General features: G+C 42.1%; 18 protein-coding genes. All 18 read right to left on the bottom strand.

Translation table 11 applies throughout. The features are described 5' to 3' along the window. Positions 1 to 1,482, bottom strand: a 1,482-nt coding sequence (locus tag GMD4S_RS10915; RefSeq protein ID WP_000348473.1) for a DNA/RNA helicase domain-containing protein, incomplete at its 3' end; no start/stop codon positions are given. Between the two features lie 125 nt (positions 1,483 to 1,607). Next, positions 1,608 to 2,957, bottom strand: coding sequence for a recombinase family protein (locus GMD4S_RS10910; RefSeq protein ID WP_443255800.1), 1,350 nt, complete (start codon positions 2,955 to 2,957; stop codon positions 1,608 to 1,610). Then, positions 2,860 to 4,083, bottom strand: coding sequence for a recombinase family protein (locus GMD4S_RS10905; RefSeq protein ID WP_000802276.1), 1,224 nt, complete (start codon positions 4,081 to 4,083; stop codon positions 2,860 to 2,862). Before GMD4S_RS10905 ends, GMD4S_RS10910 begins: the two co-directional genes overlap by 98 nt. 141 nt (positions 4,084 to 4,224) lie before the next feature. Beyond that, positions 4,225 to 5,172 (bottom strand): LysM peptidoglycan-binding domain-containing protein, encoded by a 948-nt coding sequence (locus tag GMD4S_RS10900; protein ID WP_001173139.1) that lies wholly within the window; start codon positions 5,170 to 5,172, stop codon positions 4,225 to 4,227. Between the two features lies 1 nt (position 5,173). Then, positions 5,174 to 5,575: a phage holin family protein gene (locus tag GMD4S_RS10895; RefSeq protein WP_000812005.1), complete on the bottom strand. Its 402-nt coding sequence runs from the start codon at positions 5,573 to 5,575 to the stop codon at positions 5,174 to 5,176. Further along, positions 5,572 to 5,913, bottom strand: coding sequence for a hypothetical protein (locus GMD4S_RS10890; protein WP_000391432.1), 342 nt, complete (start codon positions 5,911 to 5,913; stop codon positions 5,572 to 5,574). Before GMD4S_RS10890 ends, GMD4S_RS10895 begins: the two co-directional genes overlap by 4 nt. Further along, a complete protein-coding gene (locus tag GMD4S_RS10885; RefSeq protein ID WP_001070900.1) occupies positions 5,888 to 6,124 on the bottom strand; it encodes a hypothetical protein in 237 nt (78 codons plus the stop codon). Before GMD4S_RS10885 ends, GMD4S_RS10890 begins: the two co-directional genes overlap by 26 nt. A gap of 12 nt (positions 6,125 to 6,136) precedes the next feature. Then, complete coding sequence (locus GMD4S_RS10880) at positions 6,137 to 9,430, bottom strand: phage tail spike protein (RefSeq protein ID WP_000966174.1); 3,294 nt, start codon at positions 9,428 to 9,430, stop codon at positions 6,137 to 6,139. After that, positions 9,430 to 10,158 carry a hypothetical protein gene (locus GMD4S_RS10875; protein WP_000618011.1) on the bottom strand — a complete coding sequence of 243 codons (729 nt, stop codon included), beginning with the start codon at positions 10,156 to 10,158 and terminating at the stop codon, positions 9,430 to 9,432. Before GMD4S_RS10875 ends, GMD4S_RS10880 begins: the two co-directional genes overlap by 1 nt. Then, positions 10,155 to 13,271 (bottom strand): phage tail tape measure protein, encoded by a 3,117-nt coding sequence (locus GMD4S_RS10870; RefSeq protein ID WP_000929215.1) that lies wholly within the window; start codon positions 13,269 to 13,271, stop codon positions 10,155 to 10,157. Before GMD4S_RS10870 ends, GMD4S_RS10875 begins: the two co-directional genes overlap by 4 nt. A gap of 23 nt (positions 13,272 to 13,294) precedes the next feature. Next, complete coding sequence (locus GMD4S_RS13890) at positions 13,295 to 13,420, bottom strand: hypothetical protein (RefSeq protein WP_001281455.1); 126 nt, start codon at positions 13,418 to 13,420, stop codon at positions 13,295 to 13,297. 38 nt (positions 13,421 to 13,458) lie between these two features. Beyond that, positions 13,459 to 13,878 (bottom strand): hypothetical protein, encoded by a 420-nt coding sequence (locus GMD4S_RS10860; protein WP_001232596.1) that lies wholly within the window; start codon positions 13,876 to 13,878, stop codon positions 13,459 to 13,461. Positions 13,879 to 13,880: 2 nt separating this feature from the next. Then, complete coding sequence (locus GMD4S_RS10855; protein WP_000414381.1) at positions 13,881 to 14,459, bottom strand: major tail protein; 579 nt, start codon at positions 14,457 to 14,459, stop codon at positions 13,881 to 13,883. Positions 14,460 to 14,473: 14 nt separating this feature from the next. Next, positions 14,474 to 14,791: a hypothetical protein gene (locus GMD4S_RS10850; RefSeq protein ID WP_000710710.1), complete on the bottom strand. Its 318-nt coding sequence runs from the start codon at positions 14,789 to 14,791 to the stop codon at positions 14,474 to 14,476. Further along, complete coding sequence (locus GMD4S_RS10845) at positions 14,788 to 15,156, bottom strand: HK97 gp10 family phage protein (RefSeq protein WP_000190823.1); 369 nt, start codon at positions 15,154 to 15,156, stop codon at positions 14,788 to 14,790. The genes GMD4S_RS10850 and GMD4S_RS10845 overlap by 4 nt, the downstream gene beginning before the upstream one ends. Beyond that, positions 15,143 to 15,487, bottom strand: a complete 345-nt coding sequence (locus GMD4S_RS10840) for a head-tail adaptor protein (RefSeq protein WP_000684964.1) — start codon at positions 15,485 to 15,487, stop codon at positions 15,143 to 15,145. Before GMD4S_RS10840 ends, GMD4S_RS10845 begins: the two co-directional genes overlap by 14 nt. Further along, positions 15,487 to 15,768 carry a head-tail connector protein gene (locus GMD4S_RS10835; protein ID WP_008282402.1) on the bottom strand — a complete coding sequence of 94 codons (282 nt, stop codon included), beginning with the start codon at positions 15,766 to 15,768 and terminating at the stop codon, positions 15,487 to 15,489. The genes GMD4S_RS10840 and GMD4S_RS10835 overlap by 1 nt, the downstream gene beginning before the upstream one ends. Before the next feature lie 8 nt (positions 15,769 to 15,776). Next, positions 15,777 to 16,958 carry a phage major capsid protein gene (locus GMD4S_RS10830; protein ID WP_000036012.1) on the bottom strand — a complete coding sequence of 394 codons (1,182 nt, stop codon included), beginning with the start codon at positions 16,956 to 16,958 and terminating at the stop codon, positions 15,777 to 15,779. Between the last annotated feature and the right edge of the window lie 9 nt (positions 16,959 to 16,967).

Raw genomic sequence — 16,967 nt, 5'->3', positions numbered from 1 at the left:
ATTTACTCCAATAACTTCTCCTTTTTTATTTTTCTTTTCCTGAATGCCTGGACCATAGTAAAAATTGAAATCCATCGGTATAATAACTTTATCAAATTCTTGTCCAATGACTTCATGTGAAACTTTTCCGCAATCAACCATTGAGTCTATACTTTCAAAGGTATAGCGACTCTTAGCATAGTTAAGGACATGCCAATCGGTTGTATCCTCCATTTTATGTAAATAAGTATTCGCACTTGCTCTATTGCCAAAATATTTTATTTGAATATTTCTACGCGTATTCTTTACCTTTTCAATAGGCTTATCAACTGAAAACTTAATCAAGTTCCTTATAAATAAATTCATATCTGGGTTGGTTCTGAATCTATCTTTTAAACTAAATTGCTTTGAACCCAACTCAGAGAACTTACTTAATATAGCATTTGCATTTGCAGCACTCTCAGATTTACTGAGAGTCTGTGCACCGTCTAGGGAGATAATATATTTTGTATCAGGATTTTCAGTTACAGAGTCCAATAAAGCAGACACCTGCTTATATTGACTTTCTTCTCGCAATCTTTGAGACTCATCAATAATTATGTAATCATAAGACTTAGCATCATTCAAGGTTGATTTCAATTGGGTTATAGGCTTAATCTGAAATCCCTTTGTCTGTAAGTGACGCTGACCATCATTTAGTTTTGCACCATGTATAATTACAACTCTGAAGCCGAAGTACATCAAAAGTTTTGCAATGTGATAGATTAATAATGTTTTACCTGTACCCGGATTCCCTTTAATTGTAAACAGCCGCTCATTATTTTGGGGTTCTAATATATAGTTAACAATTGCCTCTTGATGTCCATTTAAAAAATATTGTTGCTTGAGAAATTTCTCAGTATCATTAAATGGAGACACTAAATAATTTTTTATATCAAATAGAGCATCTACCTCATCGCGGCTTAATAAACTGACTTCCTGTTCTATTAAGACACGCTTAAATTCTTCAGAATTGATTTTTTCAACATTACCGGTATTTCCATCGTATTCAACATAACTCTGGATGTCAGGAGAAAAACTATAATATCTCGTCTGTTTATCAAGAAAGTTTAAATAAAAATGATTCCGTTTAAGCTGTTTTTCCTGCTTATCTAATGTAGTTTGACTTTTCAATTCAATTGAAACATTATAGTTTTCCCCAAAACGAATCAGATCAAACTCTTTACTTATTTGAGGAATTTTATACCCAAAATAGAAATTATCTGTGTATTGAGATAATATGCTAGGTGTCATCCCCCAATCCTTCAGTAATTGCACAAAAGAAACAAATGTGGAAAATTCCGATGCTCCCTTAAATGGATAGGATATATTCGAGAAATATGATACAATTTCACCTTCATTTATTTTTATAGCATCTTCCAGAACTTGACATTTTCCAAGCTCGACTTCTCCAAAACTGTTTGTATAGCCCAGAATATGCTCTGACAAAGTATAGAAATCCATAAAACCTCAACTTACTAAAGCGTTTTCTTTATTATAACACTTCTACCTATTTAAATACAATTACAAATTAAAAAATTTAAAATAAAAAAAGCCATAGCTAGAGTATTTACTCTCTTAACTATGGCCTATAAATTAACTTCTGTTCCTTCTAAAAACTTTACGGTAATGCTGCCGTCTTCACCAAGCATAATCTTCTCAAGTACCTGGCACATCTTTCTTCCATCAAATGCTTCCTGCTCACTATCAAGAAGTTCCTTTAGTTGAGCCGCATGGTACTTCTCCAGCTTTTGTTCTTCGCTAAAGTTAGTCCACTTCTCTTGTAGATTTTCCTTATTTTCTCTAAGAACCTCTACTGCTCTAAAGAATGCCTGCTGCAGGGTTTCCTCATCAATATGGCGATTGGTGCACCCCTGGATTCCTTTTACCTTGTACCGGTTATTGCACTGCCAGACTGGACGCTTGCCTCTGCTCGTAGTCCAGTTCTTTCTGCCAAATAGACCTCCACATTCTTCACAGAATACCTTGCAGGTAAATGGGTTTTGTTCGCACTGGATAATGTAAAAATTGATGTGATTATCCTGCCTAAACTGATTTCTCCGTTCTATCTCAAGCTGAACCAACTCCCACTCTTCTTTATCAATGATGGCTTCATGATTGCCTTTGATATAGTATTGATTGACTTGTCCCTGGTTCTCACTGCGCTTTTTGGTTAGAAAATCCACCGTATAAGTTTTCTGCAAGAGGGCATCTCCCATGTACTTCTCGTTCTGAAGCATCCTTTGAATCGTAGTGGGGTACCAATTGACTTTCCCATTCCAACCTGGAACCCCTTCTTCTTTCAGAGTTCTTGCTATACTTTCTGGCGTTTCTCCTTGTAAAAAATACCGAAAGATTCGTCTGACAATCTTGGCTTGCTCCTCATTGATGATAAGATTTCCATTCTCGCCCTTGTCGTAGCCTACAAATTTGGTTGTATTAACCCTTACTTCTCCCCTTTCAAACTTCTTTCGAATCCCCCAGGTCGCATTCTCTGAGATAGAACGAGATTCGTCTTGGGCCAAGGAAGAAAGTATGGTCAATAGCACCTCACCTTTGGCATCCAGGCTGTCAATATTCTCCTTTTCAAAGGTGACCCCGATTCCAAGTTCTTTTAACTCCCGAACATATTTCAAGCAGTCCAGCGTGTTTCTGGAAAAACGGCTGATAGACTTCACTATAATTCTATCCACTTTACCTTTTCGGCAGTCTGCTATCAACCGATTAAACCCTGTTCGTTTCTTGGTATTGGTTCCTGAAATCCCCTCATCCGCGTATATATCAACCAACTGGTAGAGAGGATTCTGGCGAATATAGTCTTGATAATACCGAACCTGGTTCTCATAACTTGATAGCTGTTCGTCTTGGTCGGTGGACACTCGGCAATAGGCCGCCATTCGGATTTTCTGAATGTGTTGCTCCTGCTCGACTTGTATCATTTTCTTGGCAGGAATAACTGTAATGTTTTTTGCCACTGATATTCTCCTCCTTTACCACTGTGGGTTCATAAATACTCCAATCCTGGACTGCACTGTCTGGCACGCGCATACCAATGCAAGCGGCCTTCCCTTCTCGGATATACTTGCTGCAGACCCAGACAACTTTTCCCTTGTAGTATTTTTGTCGTTTCAAAGTAGAGCCACAATGCTCGCATTTCAATAAGCCACTCAAAGGATATCGTCGGTTGCAATTAATGCTTAGGTTTGCCTTTCGATTCTGTTTCAGACGCTTTTGAACGGCTTCCCAATCTTCTCTGGATACTATAGCTTCATGGTTATCCGTAATCAGGTACTGCTGCACCTGACCTTGGTTGAGTCGTTGCTTGGCCTTGATTTCCGCAAAATAGTATTTTTGCAGGATTGCATCTCCCTTATACTTTTCGTTTTTTAGAATATTGGTAATGGTGCTTGAATACCATCGCCCACCGTCTACCGTTGGAACTTTCTCTTGATTGAAAAGCTTTGCGATGGCATGAACTCCCATGCCAGATAGATAGAGGTTATAAATCCGTTGGACAATTTTAGCTTCCTCAGGATTGATGATTAACTCACCGTTCTCATCCTTGTCATAGCCTAAGAAGCGCTTAGTGTTAATCACCAGTTCTCCTCGCTGGAACTTCTTCTGAAAAGCCCACCGTTGGTTCTCACTCATATTGCGCAGTTCTTCTTCTGCGTAGCTGGCAAGAACTGTAAGCATGACCTCTCCCTCATTTGACAAGGTATGGAGATTTTGTTCTTCAAAAAAGATATCCACTTGGATGGCTTTCAGCTCCCGACTTACTGCAAGTAATAACTCAGTGTTTCTGGCAAAGCGAGAAATGGACTTAGTATGAATGACATCAATCTTTCCGGCCCTGCAATCCTCCAGCATCTGCTGAAAGCCTGGACGCTTGGCCAGTTTTCCCGAAATCCCCTGATCATAATACACTCCGATAAAATCGACATCTTTTTTGTTTTGATAGAAATGATTATAGTAGGCTTGCTGATTGGTGAGGGATTCCTGCTGTTTTTCTGTCATGGTTGAAACCCGCGCATAGGCACAAACTCTTATCTTTCCTGGCTTCATCCCATTCTCCTTTCTTCCTTACTATATATCACTCTAAAGGCCAAATTTATCAAGTATTCAGCCCACTCATTCAAGCTTTTTCTAGTTGAAATGCTGTCTATGTAAAAGGCCTGCATAGACAACCACACAGACCTTGATGGATTATTCAATTCGTAACACTTGACCGGGATAAATCAAATCCGGATTTTCAATTCCATTAAGGGCAGCTAAGTGCTGGTAGTTCGTGCCGTACATAGCTGCAATGGCTGAAAGCGTATCGCCACTTTCAACTGTATAAGTGATGCTGCTAGGTGCTTGAGGATTTCCAGTAACTTTTAAAACTTGCCCTGGATAAATCAAGTCAGGATTGGCAATCCCATTGATTGCCGCTAATTCCTGATAACTTGTTCCATAAAGAGCTCCAATAGCAGATAAGGTATCCCCTTCTTGAACTGTGTAAGTCCTAGTCGACGCTGGTGCTGCCGGTGCTGGAACCGCAGGGCGAGGTTCAGGGATTTGGCCAGTATAAACTGAGCGTAAATCCCGATACATATAATTGGAATCTACTCGGCCACTGATACCACCAACAATTCCATCACTTGTAAACTGCCAGATGTCTGTTGGAATAGCACAAGCTTCTACCTGCCACTGAGCTACCCAATTCGTATAGCGGGATAAGTCACCCATATTCTGGAACCAGTGCAGGCTTGCATACACACCAGCCCAGTAACCAGCGGCTTCTACATTGTCACAAAACAGTTGACAAATAGCCGTAGAAGTTTCCCAGCTCACACCTCCATTGTTGGCTTTCCAACCGTCCGCATCTTCCATGTCAATGTAAAGAGGCATAGAAGGATGAAATTGCCGAACAAAATTCAAAAAGGCATTGACCTCAGCTTGTGCTTCTCCCAAATTACGAGCATAGCTATAATGGTAAAATCCGTACGGAATGCCAACCCGCTCACATTCATATGCATTTCGCCGTGCACGCAGGTCTTCCGCAAAGCTACCCCAAGACGAACGAATAATGACAAAGTCAACATTGCTCTTCAACTGATCAAAGTCAATAAAACCATTGTGTTCACTGATATCTACTCCAAATAATGCCATCTTATTTTTCCTCCGATTTTAATTGTTTCAAGGTCTGCTTGAGTTTATCAGGAACCGGCAGACCAATCCGAGCCGCATTTTCAATGATGCTGAGGCCTTCATTAGACAGGTAATAAAAGATAACCGCTGTGCGGATGATTCCTCCCTGTTTCAAGATATGAGTATCAATAATCTGACCCATAGCCACTAGCATCAAAATAACAACTTTTTTAAACAGTCCTCGAAAACCAACTGCACTGGATAGCTTCTTTTCAACAACTGCTGCCATCAATCCACTGATATAATCAATAGATATAAAGACAATCAAGGCAAAAATAAAACCATCCCAATCGCCAAAGACACTTCCTAAAAGTCCTCCTACCGTAGTAAATAGGACTTTATTCGCAAAAACCAACTGCTTCATGATGCATTTTCCTTTCTATGCGGTTCACTCCAGTCGGGATTTCCCTTTTCATCAAATTGCATGATATAAAAGTTTTTATGAAATAACTCAGACAAATTAATGGTAGGGACTGTCGCACCCCACTGAGTCAAAGCTCCCACTGTTTCGACTTCCATCAACTGACGTCGACCTTCTTTAATCACGGGACGCTTTTGTACTTCTCGGTACATATAAAAATCCTCCCCCTCATTTTTGCAGCGAATGAACTCACCATTCTCGCGCATATAAGTGAGTGCTGCCACCAAATCAAAAGGTTCTGTAATTCTACTTAGATCAGGTAGTAATTCCTTTTCTTCCATCTTTCTTTCCTCCATCTATTTTTAATGGTGTAGTTGCTTCTTTGAGATCAGCTTCCAATTCTTCTTTCTTCTGAAGGAGAACTTGGTAAGCTTCCTCTTTCTGAGTCAATTGAATGGCTAAGAGGTTCTTTGATGTTACCTCATCAGCAAGCTTTCTGGTCAGCTCTTCAATCGTTAAACGAAGAGCCTGATTAATTTCTTCTTGGTTCATTTGTTTCCTTTCTTATAAATGTCCCACTAAGCTTCTGGTATCCCACCAGGCTGGATGCCCCTCACTATGGCTAGCCCTATATTCATAGAGCGCTCCAATGCTATTAGACATCCGTTGTAATACCTCGTGAAGTGAGACATAATTACCGCTTGTATCTAAATAGAGCCAAACATCGCCTGTATTAATGGTTGAGTCCCTTCTATCCTGTTTCCTGCTTGGACGCAGTTGGAGTTTTCCTGTTGTGGTCATGACCCAACCGTCTTTATTATCATAGGCAGAACTGGCAAAAGATAATTCATCCCCAACCAGATCAAGTGAATCGATATTGTACCCATTCCAAGCTCGAATACCGACAAAGCCACTATCATTAGAGCTTTCAGTGCCATAACGATTGGAGCCAATAACAGTTACACCCGCTCTTCCTTTGCCATCGACATTCCCTGTCGCAAACTTAATAAACTGGGTTGGGTAACCAGTCAGAACTCGTTTCAAGGCAGCTTGGTCTGTATAATACAAAATCTGACCTGCATTGAGACTGATTTCCATAGCTCGGTTAATGGCTGTTAGGATACCACCTGATATCTTGTTCGCAGATAAAGTTACCGACTGCACCTGGCTGATGAAGGCCTGCTTTGAGAAAAGCTTCCTCAGATAAGCTTCGGTCGCAGATAGCTTGTTAAACAAGGCATCATCTACTTTCAATTTCTCAGCCGTTACTGCTTCTGCACTTAAGATTGCTGTTGTGACTGATCCCGATTCAAAGTTGGCTGTCTTTAACTTATCCACCATGGCAGACTTAATAACAGCATGATCAATTAAAGTTTGTCCTGTGATATGGGTGAGTCTACCATGGATATGATTTACTCCATTCGCTAATAGATTCAAACTGTTTAGTACTGCCCCACCTGAAGTCAAATGCTGAACCGACCAACTGTTTGCGAGCTGAGTTTGAACAGTAGAAACTCTCTGGGTCAAATCCGTCACCTTGGTCACATAGGAAGAATCTGTCAGGACAATCTGGGCCAAGTTATGTTTGACACTGTCTTCCTTTGAGCCAATGAGCCGTGAGTACAGATTAACTGTTTCCTGAACCTTTTGAAAATCACTGCTGCTGGTTTTGCCATTGACTGCCTGCAAAATTTCTGAAAAGCGTCCCTCCACTCTTTGAGAATAGGAGGCAATCTTGGTTTCTGTGTACTGCCGGTCATCCTCTGGAGCTGGACTCGGTGTCGTCGCAATTGTCCCATCTTCCAATTGTGGATCCCGAATATAAAGAACATCACCAACAAGCCAGCCATTCGAATAACATACCCAGGACCAATATCTCTCAAACTTCACGGTAAAATGATGAACAAACCGATGCCATTCAGTTTGAAGTGTCACGGTTGAAACACCACCTGTCTCAAAACCAAACCGAACAACTACCGACCGACTCGCTTTCATGTCGGCCGAATAGACCATTTTCTTCCCTTGCCATTCAGCCCCCCTTAAATCAAAAATGGGCTTATGAAAGCCACCATTCCCTGCTTTGGTACAAGTAGCTTTGAGATAGTATCCACTTTTGGCATTCGTATCCGGTACCCGTTCAAACTTCCATTCTGATACATTAGACGAGAGTGGCAACAGACCATCAAAATCATAATGACGGATGTAGTTGCGCCCACCAATCTGCAGATTCTCAAAGCGACGATTCAAACCTTTCACATCTTCTGAATAGAAGACTTTTGCGACATAGTCCATGGCCACTTGCTCTCGGACAGTTCTGGCCTGATTGGCTGTTTCCGTCCGTACATACTGCTCCAGTCGTTCCTGCCGTTCTCCATCTTTTGAAACATACCCCTGAACCTGTTGGAGCGTTGTTTCAAGTCCAGATAGAGTCTGCTTGACTTCTGTCTTACTGACAAAAGTTCCCATTTTCTGAAGAGTCTCTTTTTGAAAAGCATTCAGTTCGGCTGTTGTTTGATTTGTCACTTCTTGGACGTTGTTTAGAGCTTGCTGAGTGGCTCCTGCCTTGCCTAAGGCTTCTTCCGTCTTTTGAGTAATCGTATGAAGAGTCGACTCTGTCGATTTCGTAAAAGCAGTAAACGAACTCTGAATCTGATCACGAGTCTGAGCTGCAATTTCTTCTGCCTTTGCTTTGGCCTTTTCAATGCCGTCTAGTACCTTGCTCTCTTGCTTCTCAAAAGCTGCATCAAAGGCCCGATTGGCATTTTCTAAAGCTCGTTCAATCATCAAATCATGGCTGCCTTGAGCAAGGGTTAAGATGGAATGAGCTGCAGCCGTCAATTTTGAAGAGGTATTATGGCCACCTTCTCTGACTTTATCGTCAAAGGTCAATGAGATATATTCTTTAGTAAGTGCATCGTATTCATAAGCCACGGCTTGCTTTAACAAATCCACATAATGCTTTCGGCTTTTTAGAGTGACCCAGTCTCCCAAATGAACCGTTTGACCATCTAGCTCATAGGCTTCTATCACAATGGCATCCTGCTCTCGGTCAATCTTATCATGATAGAATTTACTCTCACCCCATTTTCGCAACTCCTCAATGGTTTTAAGATTGTTATTCGTGAACTCTTTTTCATTGATGTAGGGATAAGCATCAAGCAAAGGACTGTCAACAGTCAAGGTTAACGTCTTCTCTTCTTCAGCTCCTTCTGGTTTAAAGGTCGAATGAACATGGATACGGGTCACTACAGTTTGCGAACTTCTATTCCGTTTGTAGGATTTCAGGTTCTGATGAGTCGTAATAATGACACCACGATTCTCTCCTCGGTGCTCTTGAATAGAGAATAAGAAATTATCTCGAGTGACCTCACCTTCCCAGGTTCCAACGATAGAATGCGCTCCATCTAGCAGTACACTGTATAGTGTTGTTGTCTCTTTGGTATTGAAATCCCTGTGCTTTACGATATCACTGGTAAAAGAGAAAGGACTAAGACTAGTTTTGGCTGCCTGAACCATACTGGATAAGGCCATCATACAGCCGACTTGAGAATTTCCGATTGGCTTAATGGAATGCTGCATGACATCATCCGTAATGTGATAACACAGAACCTCCACATGGTCATCCATTTCAACTGGTTTCTTAATACGAAAAAGCTGTTCTCCTAATTCAGGGACAGGAGCTTTAATCAGATTATCTACTTTCAATAGCCGATAAAGATAGCTGTCCGTTATAGGATACCTGAGGGTTAAGGTGAAATCTCCATTCAATGTTTCCTTTACCCTAGCAGATACTGCTTCATAAAGGGGGATACCGTTCCATTTAACGGTCTGTACTTCCTTATCCAATAAATAAAGCATTAAGCCCACCCCCAGACAATCTCAAAACGAATGGACTGAATCCCAGTTTCCAATACGACTCCCACTGTTTTATCTTTTGAAGGGTCAATCGTTAAAAAGTCACCAGACCACTTGATGCTTTTTCCCGATAAGGTTCTAAAACTTGGTTTGTCAGGGTTGTTATCCATCACCAGTGTTTCACCAGACTCTATTTTCTCCAAACGAATAACCTGACTGCCAATCGTAAAACTGGTTTCAGTTGAGGTGTTTCCAACTATTGTCAATTTGGGAAAAGCCAAAGCCGACCCCTTCGTTCGCAGAGCACCATTTTGAGTGAACGACTGACTATCTGTATCTTTAAAGAACTTTGTGGGATGGCATTGGAATGTCGCTTCCATCTCATAAACCTCATGCTTGTCCTTTATAACTTTTGAAACAAGGACCTTATAGCACCAGAGTTGGACTGTTTTCAACTGCTCGCTCTCCAGCCAAAACTGTTCTTTAGAAAAGAGAGTCAAAAACTGAAAAAGTTCTTCTTCACTTGGCTTGACCACATAAATCTTAAATGTCAACTCCATCACATTGCGATGCTTGTTGGTTTCCATGACGGCACCACTGATCCCTCTATGCTCAAGGAGCTGAGTCTTGCTGCTTTTCATGACAATCGGTGGACTGTTTTCTACAATCACCTTAAAAGGGAAAGAGGAAGTATGCACCCCATCAATCACCAACTCATTGTGTCGAATCATATTCCCAATCCTTTCAGTTGTTTTTGTCTGGCTAGTTCATCTGCCAGCCTTCCTGCCACATGTTCTGCCAAGCGCTCTAAGTCCGTTTCTTCCCTAATTACAACATCTGAAATTGTAATGGTAATCTGTGGCAGAGCATCCAAAGTAGAGGCAATCCCTCGGCCAATCTGACCCAATGTTTCTCTGTTTAAGGGAAGCACTGCTTCTCTGCCTGCCTCCCCTCCTGCTAAGAGGTTCGCACCATTTAATCCAAAGATGGTTGGCTTTGTTAAAATCCCTCCCTTGGCATACCATTCTATACCAATTCGTGGAATATCCCCTTTTAGCCAATCAAGCGGATTGGCCGACCCACTGACACTAAAGTGCGGCAATGGAATATGCGGCCAAGAGATATGGAAATTAAAGAGATTCTTTATGGCATTGATGGCAGAGGATACGGCATTTTTAGCCCCATCAATCGCTCCAGAAATGGCATTTTTAATTCCATCCCAAATATTTCGAACAGTTGAGAAGATGTTGTTTAGGACATTTGATATGGTCTGAAAGATCCCATTCCAGATATTGGATAGTGCGCTTGCAATCCCCTGAACAATCCCTGTCACCGTGGATTGAATGGCATTCCAAATGGATGAAAATAAAGAAGAAAGGGCTGATAGAATATTTGAAACACTATCTCTGATACCGTTCCAGCTATTCACTATAAATTGCCAGATAGCATTAAGAATGGTGCCAATGATGGACTGAATCCCTTCCCATACGGTAGATACAATTTGCTTAATGGTTTCCCAGGCACCAGACCAATCGCCAGTGATCACCTGCATAACTAATGTGATAATGCCAAGAATAACATTTAGGACTGTTTCTATTATCGTCTTGATAATATCCCAAGCTGTTGTAACAACGAGCTTGATATTCTCCCAAACGGCTGTTAGATAAGGCCCAATTAAATCCATAATGGTGGTGATTACCGTCGAAATGGCATTCCAGACAGTTGTTGCAGCATCTTGAATCAACTGGTGATTTTCCTGCCACCAAGAAACCAAGGTTCCCCAAATTTCCATCACAAAGTCTACGACTGTCTGAACGATGAAAGAAACAGCTGAATAGATAGCATTCCAAGCATCCGTAACAGCCGTTCTGAAAGCTTCATTATGTTCCCATAGTTCCTTAATACCAATGACCAATAAAGCAACAGCCGCTATCACCGCAAGTACAATCCCTACAATCGGAGCAGCCGCAGCTAACATCCCTCCAATCGTCGTCCCAAGAGCTAAAGCTGCAGCTTGTAAGGCTACAATAATGGGTAAGAGAATACCCGCAACAGTCACCAGTCCACCCACAACCAGAATGAACTCCCGCACAGGTTCCGGAAGATTCACGAACCATTCCGCAACACTTTTTAAAAGCGGAACAAGTTGTTGGAGAAACGGAGCTAGGGTTTCTGCAATCGCTCCTCCAACTTCGGCCATGGCCTCTTTAGCTGCATTTTGAGCTAAGGTGAACTGATCAATAGGGTCAAGTGTTGCTTCATAGGTGGAAGCAACCACTCCCTTTGCTTTTTCTGCGGTTCCTGCTAAATCATCAAAAGATAGAGCCCCCCGCTTAATGGCATCCACCATCCGTGGAGCAGCTTTAGTACCAAAGATACTGGATGCAAGCGTTAAGGCTTCCGTTTCACTAGTGCTGTTTCGGATTTGTTCGACCGTTTCTTTTAAGCCTTCACTCAGTGTCTTTCCTTTAGCTGCATAGTTGACTGCTGCTTTGGAGAGAGAAGAAAGAGCAGCCGAAGAATCGACCCCACTTTTTTCAAACTGCCCCATAAGAGCCACACCCTCATCAAACGAAAGTCCTAAAGCCTTAATTTGTGGAGCACCTTGGATAGCTTTGTTCATCAAATCCTGAACACTGACTCCAGTCGCCTGGGCCGTATAAGTGACAGTATCTAAGACTCGATTTAAATCACTCGTCTCAAGTCCATAAGCTTCAATAGCTTGTTTTGCAGAAATAGCTGATTCCGTCACGTCCGAACCATTGATTTCTGCGTACTTAATCAAAGTCGCAGAAGCGTCCTTTAAGGCATCACCAGTCAACCCAAACTGGGTATTAAGCTCACCAACAGCACTGCCCACTGTTTGAAAGTCCGTTGGAATTTCAGTCGCAAGGCCTTTTGCAATATCTGTCATCTCATCCAGTGCTTTTCCGCTGGCACCGGTTTTGGTGACGATGATATCCATCCCTTCGTCCACTTCTCGAAAAGCTTCCAGTGTTGCTTTTCCGAAGTCAATCAGCTTCTGACTGATTTCGCTCAGTTTTTCACTGAAGTTGGCTAGAATCTCAGACCTTAGAAGATTGTTAGTTTCTGCTAAGCTGTGGTTAGCATTATCACTTGCCCCACTCATGCTGCTCATCTCATCTTGCAGATGATGATAAGCTGTCTTGGTTTCATTGAGTGACTTTTCTAGTTTATTGGCTTCAACTGAGTTCTCACCGTATTCAGCCTTGGTCAACTCTAACTGCCGTTCTAAATTGGCAATCTGTTTCTCGACAATCTCTGACTGAGCCGCAACCTTTTTCTGAGCAAGGGCCAGTTTTTCAGATTCACTGGCATTACGGCCTAGCTGACTTTCTTGCAACTTAAAGGAGGAAGCGGCTTTCTCACTCTCTGAAGCTAGTTGATTTTGTTCAGCTCCTAAAGCAGCTAGTTTACTTTTGTTGCTGGTGACACTGGAGCCATTTTGCTCCAAAGCTCGGTTTACACCCTCTAGCTTATTCTCATAGATTTTGAGAGTGTTCTGAGTGATTTCGACCTCTCTTTGAAAAGCTCGATACTGATCAGCTCCGATTTTCCCGCTTTGAAACTGAGCTTCTACCTGAGATTGGGCTTGACGTAGTGTCTCTAGCTTCTCTTTGGTTGTTTGAACTTGCTTGGCTAAAACCTCTTGTTTCTGAGTTAAGAGAGTGACATTGCCTGTGTCAAATTTTAGTGCCTTATCAATTTGTTTCAGTTCTCGGCTTGCTTCTAAGGCTTCGTGGTTCACCCCTTTTAGAGCTTTTTGTAAGGGCTGGGTATCGCCTCCAATTTCAATTGTGATTCCTTTAATCGTTCCAGCCATACCGTCACCTCCTTACCACCACATCAAAAATTATCAAAGTCTACCTGCGTAGCCTTGCGAGTTCTATCTGCTTCTTTGGTACGCACTTCCACATAGTCTGTCTGATAGTCCAGCGCCATGCCAATCGTTATCTCTTTTAAATCTGACATGGATAGTCCTGTCTCTTTACAACAGTGAAGATAGGATTCTACCGTGAAGGTTTCGCTACTCGCTTCTTCCGACGCATCGACTTTTTTCTGGTGGTCATTCCTTGATTTAACAATTCCATCAGAACCGGTCCTACTGTTTGAAGCGGAAAGTCTTCTAAGCCCATAAAGAACTCTTCAAAAGGTTCAATAGATGGGTTAGCTGATTTGGCAAAAACCCAAAAGAGCCTGTGAAAAAACGTCATATCAAAATCCGCCAACATGCTCATACCCACATCCGATGCAGATAAAGTTTTGCCTTCTTCTAGCTGTTCAGCTTTTTTTAGAATCGACTCTGCCTGCAACATTTGAAACAGATCCTGAAAGTAATCTTTCCCAAATTCTTTTTTATAGGCAATCGGTGTGTAAGCATTAGTAGCTAGCTCAATGTTCTTACCTGATAACTGAATCGTTTTCCTCATGATTAACCTCCTGGTTTCACAGTTGGTTCATAGACTTTTGCGAACCAAGTCTTTTTGACATCTTCTGGGGTATCTTCTGTGGTCCTGCGACGGACTAGCTTATCAAGCGGCCGAGGACTGGCTTTGAATTTCAATTCCACTTCATTGATGTCTGAACCGCTCTTTGTTTTAGAAGCTACTGTTGGCCGGCTTGCATAACAATAATAGAGCACATGGAGCGTTTCTTTCTTATCCCCTTCAAATCGGAACATCAAGGCAAAGTTTTTCTTCTCACTGCTTGCGATTTCTGAGATGACTTTACTCTGGGCATCAATCGTTTCTCCTAACACTCGGGTCAAAAATTCCTGTGTCAAAAGAGCCAGTTTCAGAGTTCCTTCATAGCCATCATTAGATTCTGTCGTATAAAAATTGATGTTGTCTGCTTTATATGAACCAGAATCCCCTTGTGGCTCCAAGGTCAGCTCTGCGGCACCCCTAAGTCGCTCCACTGTCCCGTAGGTCAGCGCCCCATCATCTCCTTCTTTGGTTACTTCTGCCCAATGGACATCCTGCAAACCAAAGGTGACTTTATTTTTCTCCATCGGATTTTTCCTTTCTATTGACTTAAATGATAAATAACCTGATACAGCTTTTCTGTATCCAAATAGGTTTCTTCCTTGTCAAAAAAGAGAGAATGACTGTCGAGTGCTGCTTCTATTTTCTCTTCTAATTCAAGGTCTTTTTTCTCGGTATAAAGCTCCAGTCTGACTTGACTTCCTTTGTGATAAGCCAGATTATCTGCGCCATAATTCTGAGAAGCAGGAAACCAATACACCACAAAGGGAGGAGCTGGACTATGCCCCTCCTCAAAATGATGATAGGCACAGGGTAAACCTAGACTGTTCAAAAATGAAAACCACTCATCTTTTTTCATAACTTCTCCTTCAAGCGCTCTTCAAATTGGCGAATCATCTTTTCTTCAACAGGAGCAATATGCCGAATTCCTTCAACCCTGCCACCGCCTCGTTTAGCATGACCATTTTCAAGGAGGTGTGTCAGTCCTGGTGTTCGATTATAAATCGTTTTTGTCAAAGCTAGATTCGTTTCTTTAGTCACAGTAGAGTTCCAGCCTCGAGCATATTTCCCCCGCTTTTTCGGAGAATGTTTCTTTAACTCATTAACAGCTTCCCCCGTGCTGTCTTCCACCACTGCTTTCACTGTTTCAGTAGACCTTTCAACATAATTCTCCAACTCCTTTTGAACAGCTCGAGCTAGGTCAGACGGGTCAATTGTTGCCATATTGTACCTCCTCTGTCGCATCTATCAGGATTATCTCCTGAGGATAAGTTAACGAATCAATGGCCTTGATATTATAAAACTTATCCTCAAAGCGAAGACGAGTGGTTTGACTATCCAACTCTCGAATGGAAGAGTCGTAGCGCAGCGTAAAGCGTAACTGATGAATATTCTTGACCATTACTGTTGTAGTGCCTTCCATTTCAAGAAGCACCTTGCAGGAACACCACCTAGAAAACAATTGCTGCCACTGACTGCTTTCATTGCCAATAGCATCTTGCACAATGACTCGTTTTTCAAAGAAAACCCGTTTGCTTAATGGAGCTATCTTCATCAGAACACATCCCTTCTGTGAGCAGAAAGAAGAGCCTTGAGGAGTTCTACCAAACTCTCCTGCCCTCCTTCTTCTCGGTGCTCGTAAAGATAAGCTGTCCCAAACAAAACAATCGTCTGAAGGAAGTCAACTTCTTTCTCCTCCGTCACTTCCTCTAGATTCTTGCGTAGGATACTAGAACACAACTCTTCACTGGCAGAAATCATGACTTGAATCAAGTGGTCATCCTCTGAGTGTTCGACTCTCAGATAGTTCTTTGCTTCCTCCAAACTAATCTTCATGAGAAGCCTCATTTCATGGTCAAGACTTTAACCGCTTCATTCAGAATCAACTTGCCGTCCACGCGCTGACTAGCAAGAAAGCCAACTTGACCGCTTTCTGCATAGAGTTCATTCAGGCGCTTAAAGGAACGTCCTTGACGGTCCGCAATCCAGTAGTAAGAAAAGTCACCGAAAGCCAAAACTTTTTTACCTGTATCAATGGTTGGCACAAAGCTAGAGGTGAAATAAGGACGATTCAGAATCATATCTGGTACACCAGCTTGAACAGATGGCTGCCAAATATAGTTGCCGTTATTGTCCTTGAGTTTCCGTAAAGCTTTTACGGTGGAGTCGTTCAAAATCCATACTGCATTTTTCCGATAAGGTGATTTAAGCGAGTGATACAAATCCATGACATCGTCAAAGGTAATCGTCGCACCACCACTAGTCGCCCCTTCAGTGACCGTTTGAAAAATTCCAGTTGGCTTACCTGTTCCATCACCAATCAGAAAAGCTTCTTCTTCCTTCACACCAATACGACGAGCAAATTCATTAGCCATATAGCTTTCCAAATCAAAGACGGAATCATAGAGCAGCTCATCAGAAATCTTAATAGCTGTTCCAACCTTATGGGAACCAAGCGTTACTTGACTAAAGGTATCTTCTGATTCCTTGAACTTAGAGTTCTCATCCATCCAAGTGGCTTCACCGTTCCCTGACACAACTGGAATCTTCCGCTCCCCGCTTGAAGTCTGAATGACCGTTGCAAGACTCCGCATGAAGTTTTCTTCTTGAAGAGCCTGGATCAGACGTTTCTCATATTCATCTGGAACCAAGTAACCGCCACGTGAGTCGTCTCCAATACTGAGGGTATTTTCGATATCATAGAAGTTTTTCTTGCGGATATTGTTCCAAAAAGCTGTGTTATAGGCTTTAGAGGAACGTCCGCCTTTTGGATTTCCTCCGCCTACAGTTGGATTGGCGACAATGGCTTGACTAACCGGACTGGCTAATTCCTTGTCCAGTGCTTCCTGCCGCTCCAAGCGTTCAATCTCTTTACCAAGGCGAACAACCTCATCTTCCATTTCTTCATAACGGGCCGTATCTTCTACAGAAACCAGCCCCTTATCATCCCGACAGGTATCCAGAAAGCTTTTTGCTTTCTCCCATACCTGCGCTCGTTTTTCTCGCAATTGTAAAATTTTACTCATGGTTATTCC

It is taken from the genome of Streptococcus sp. GMD4S, from assembly GCF_000296955.1.
Note: the sequence above shows the minus strand (reverse complement) of the source record. Positions and strands in the feature narration are given on the sequence as shown.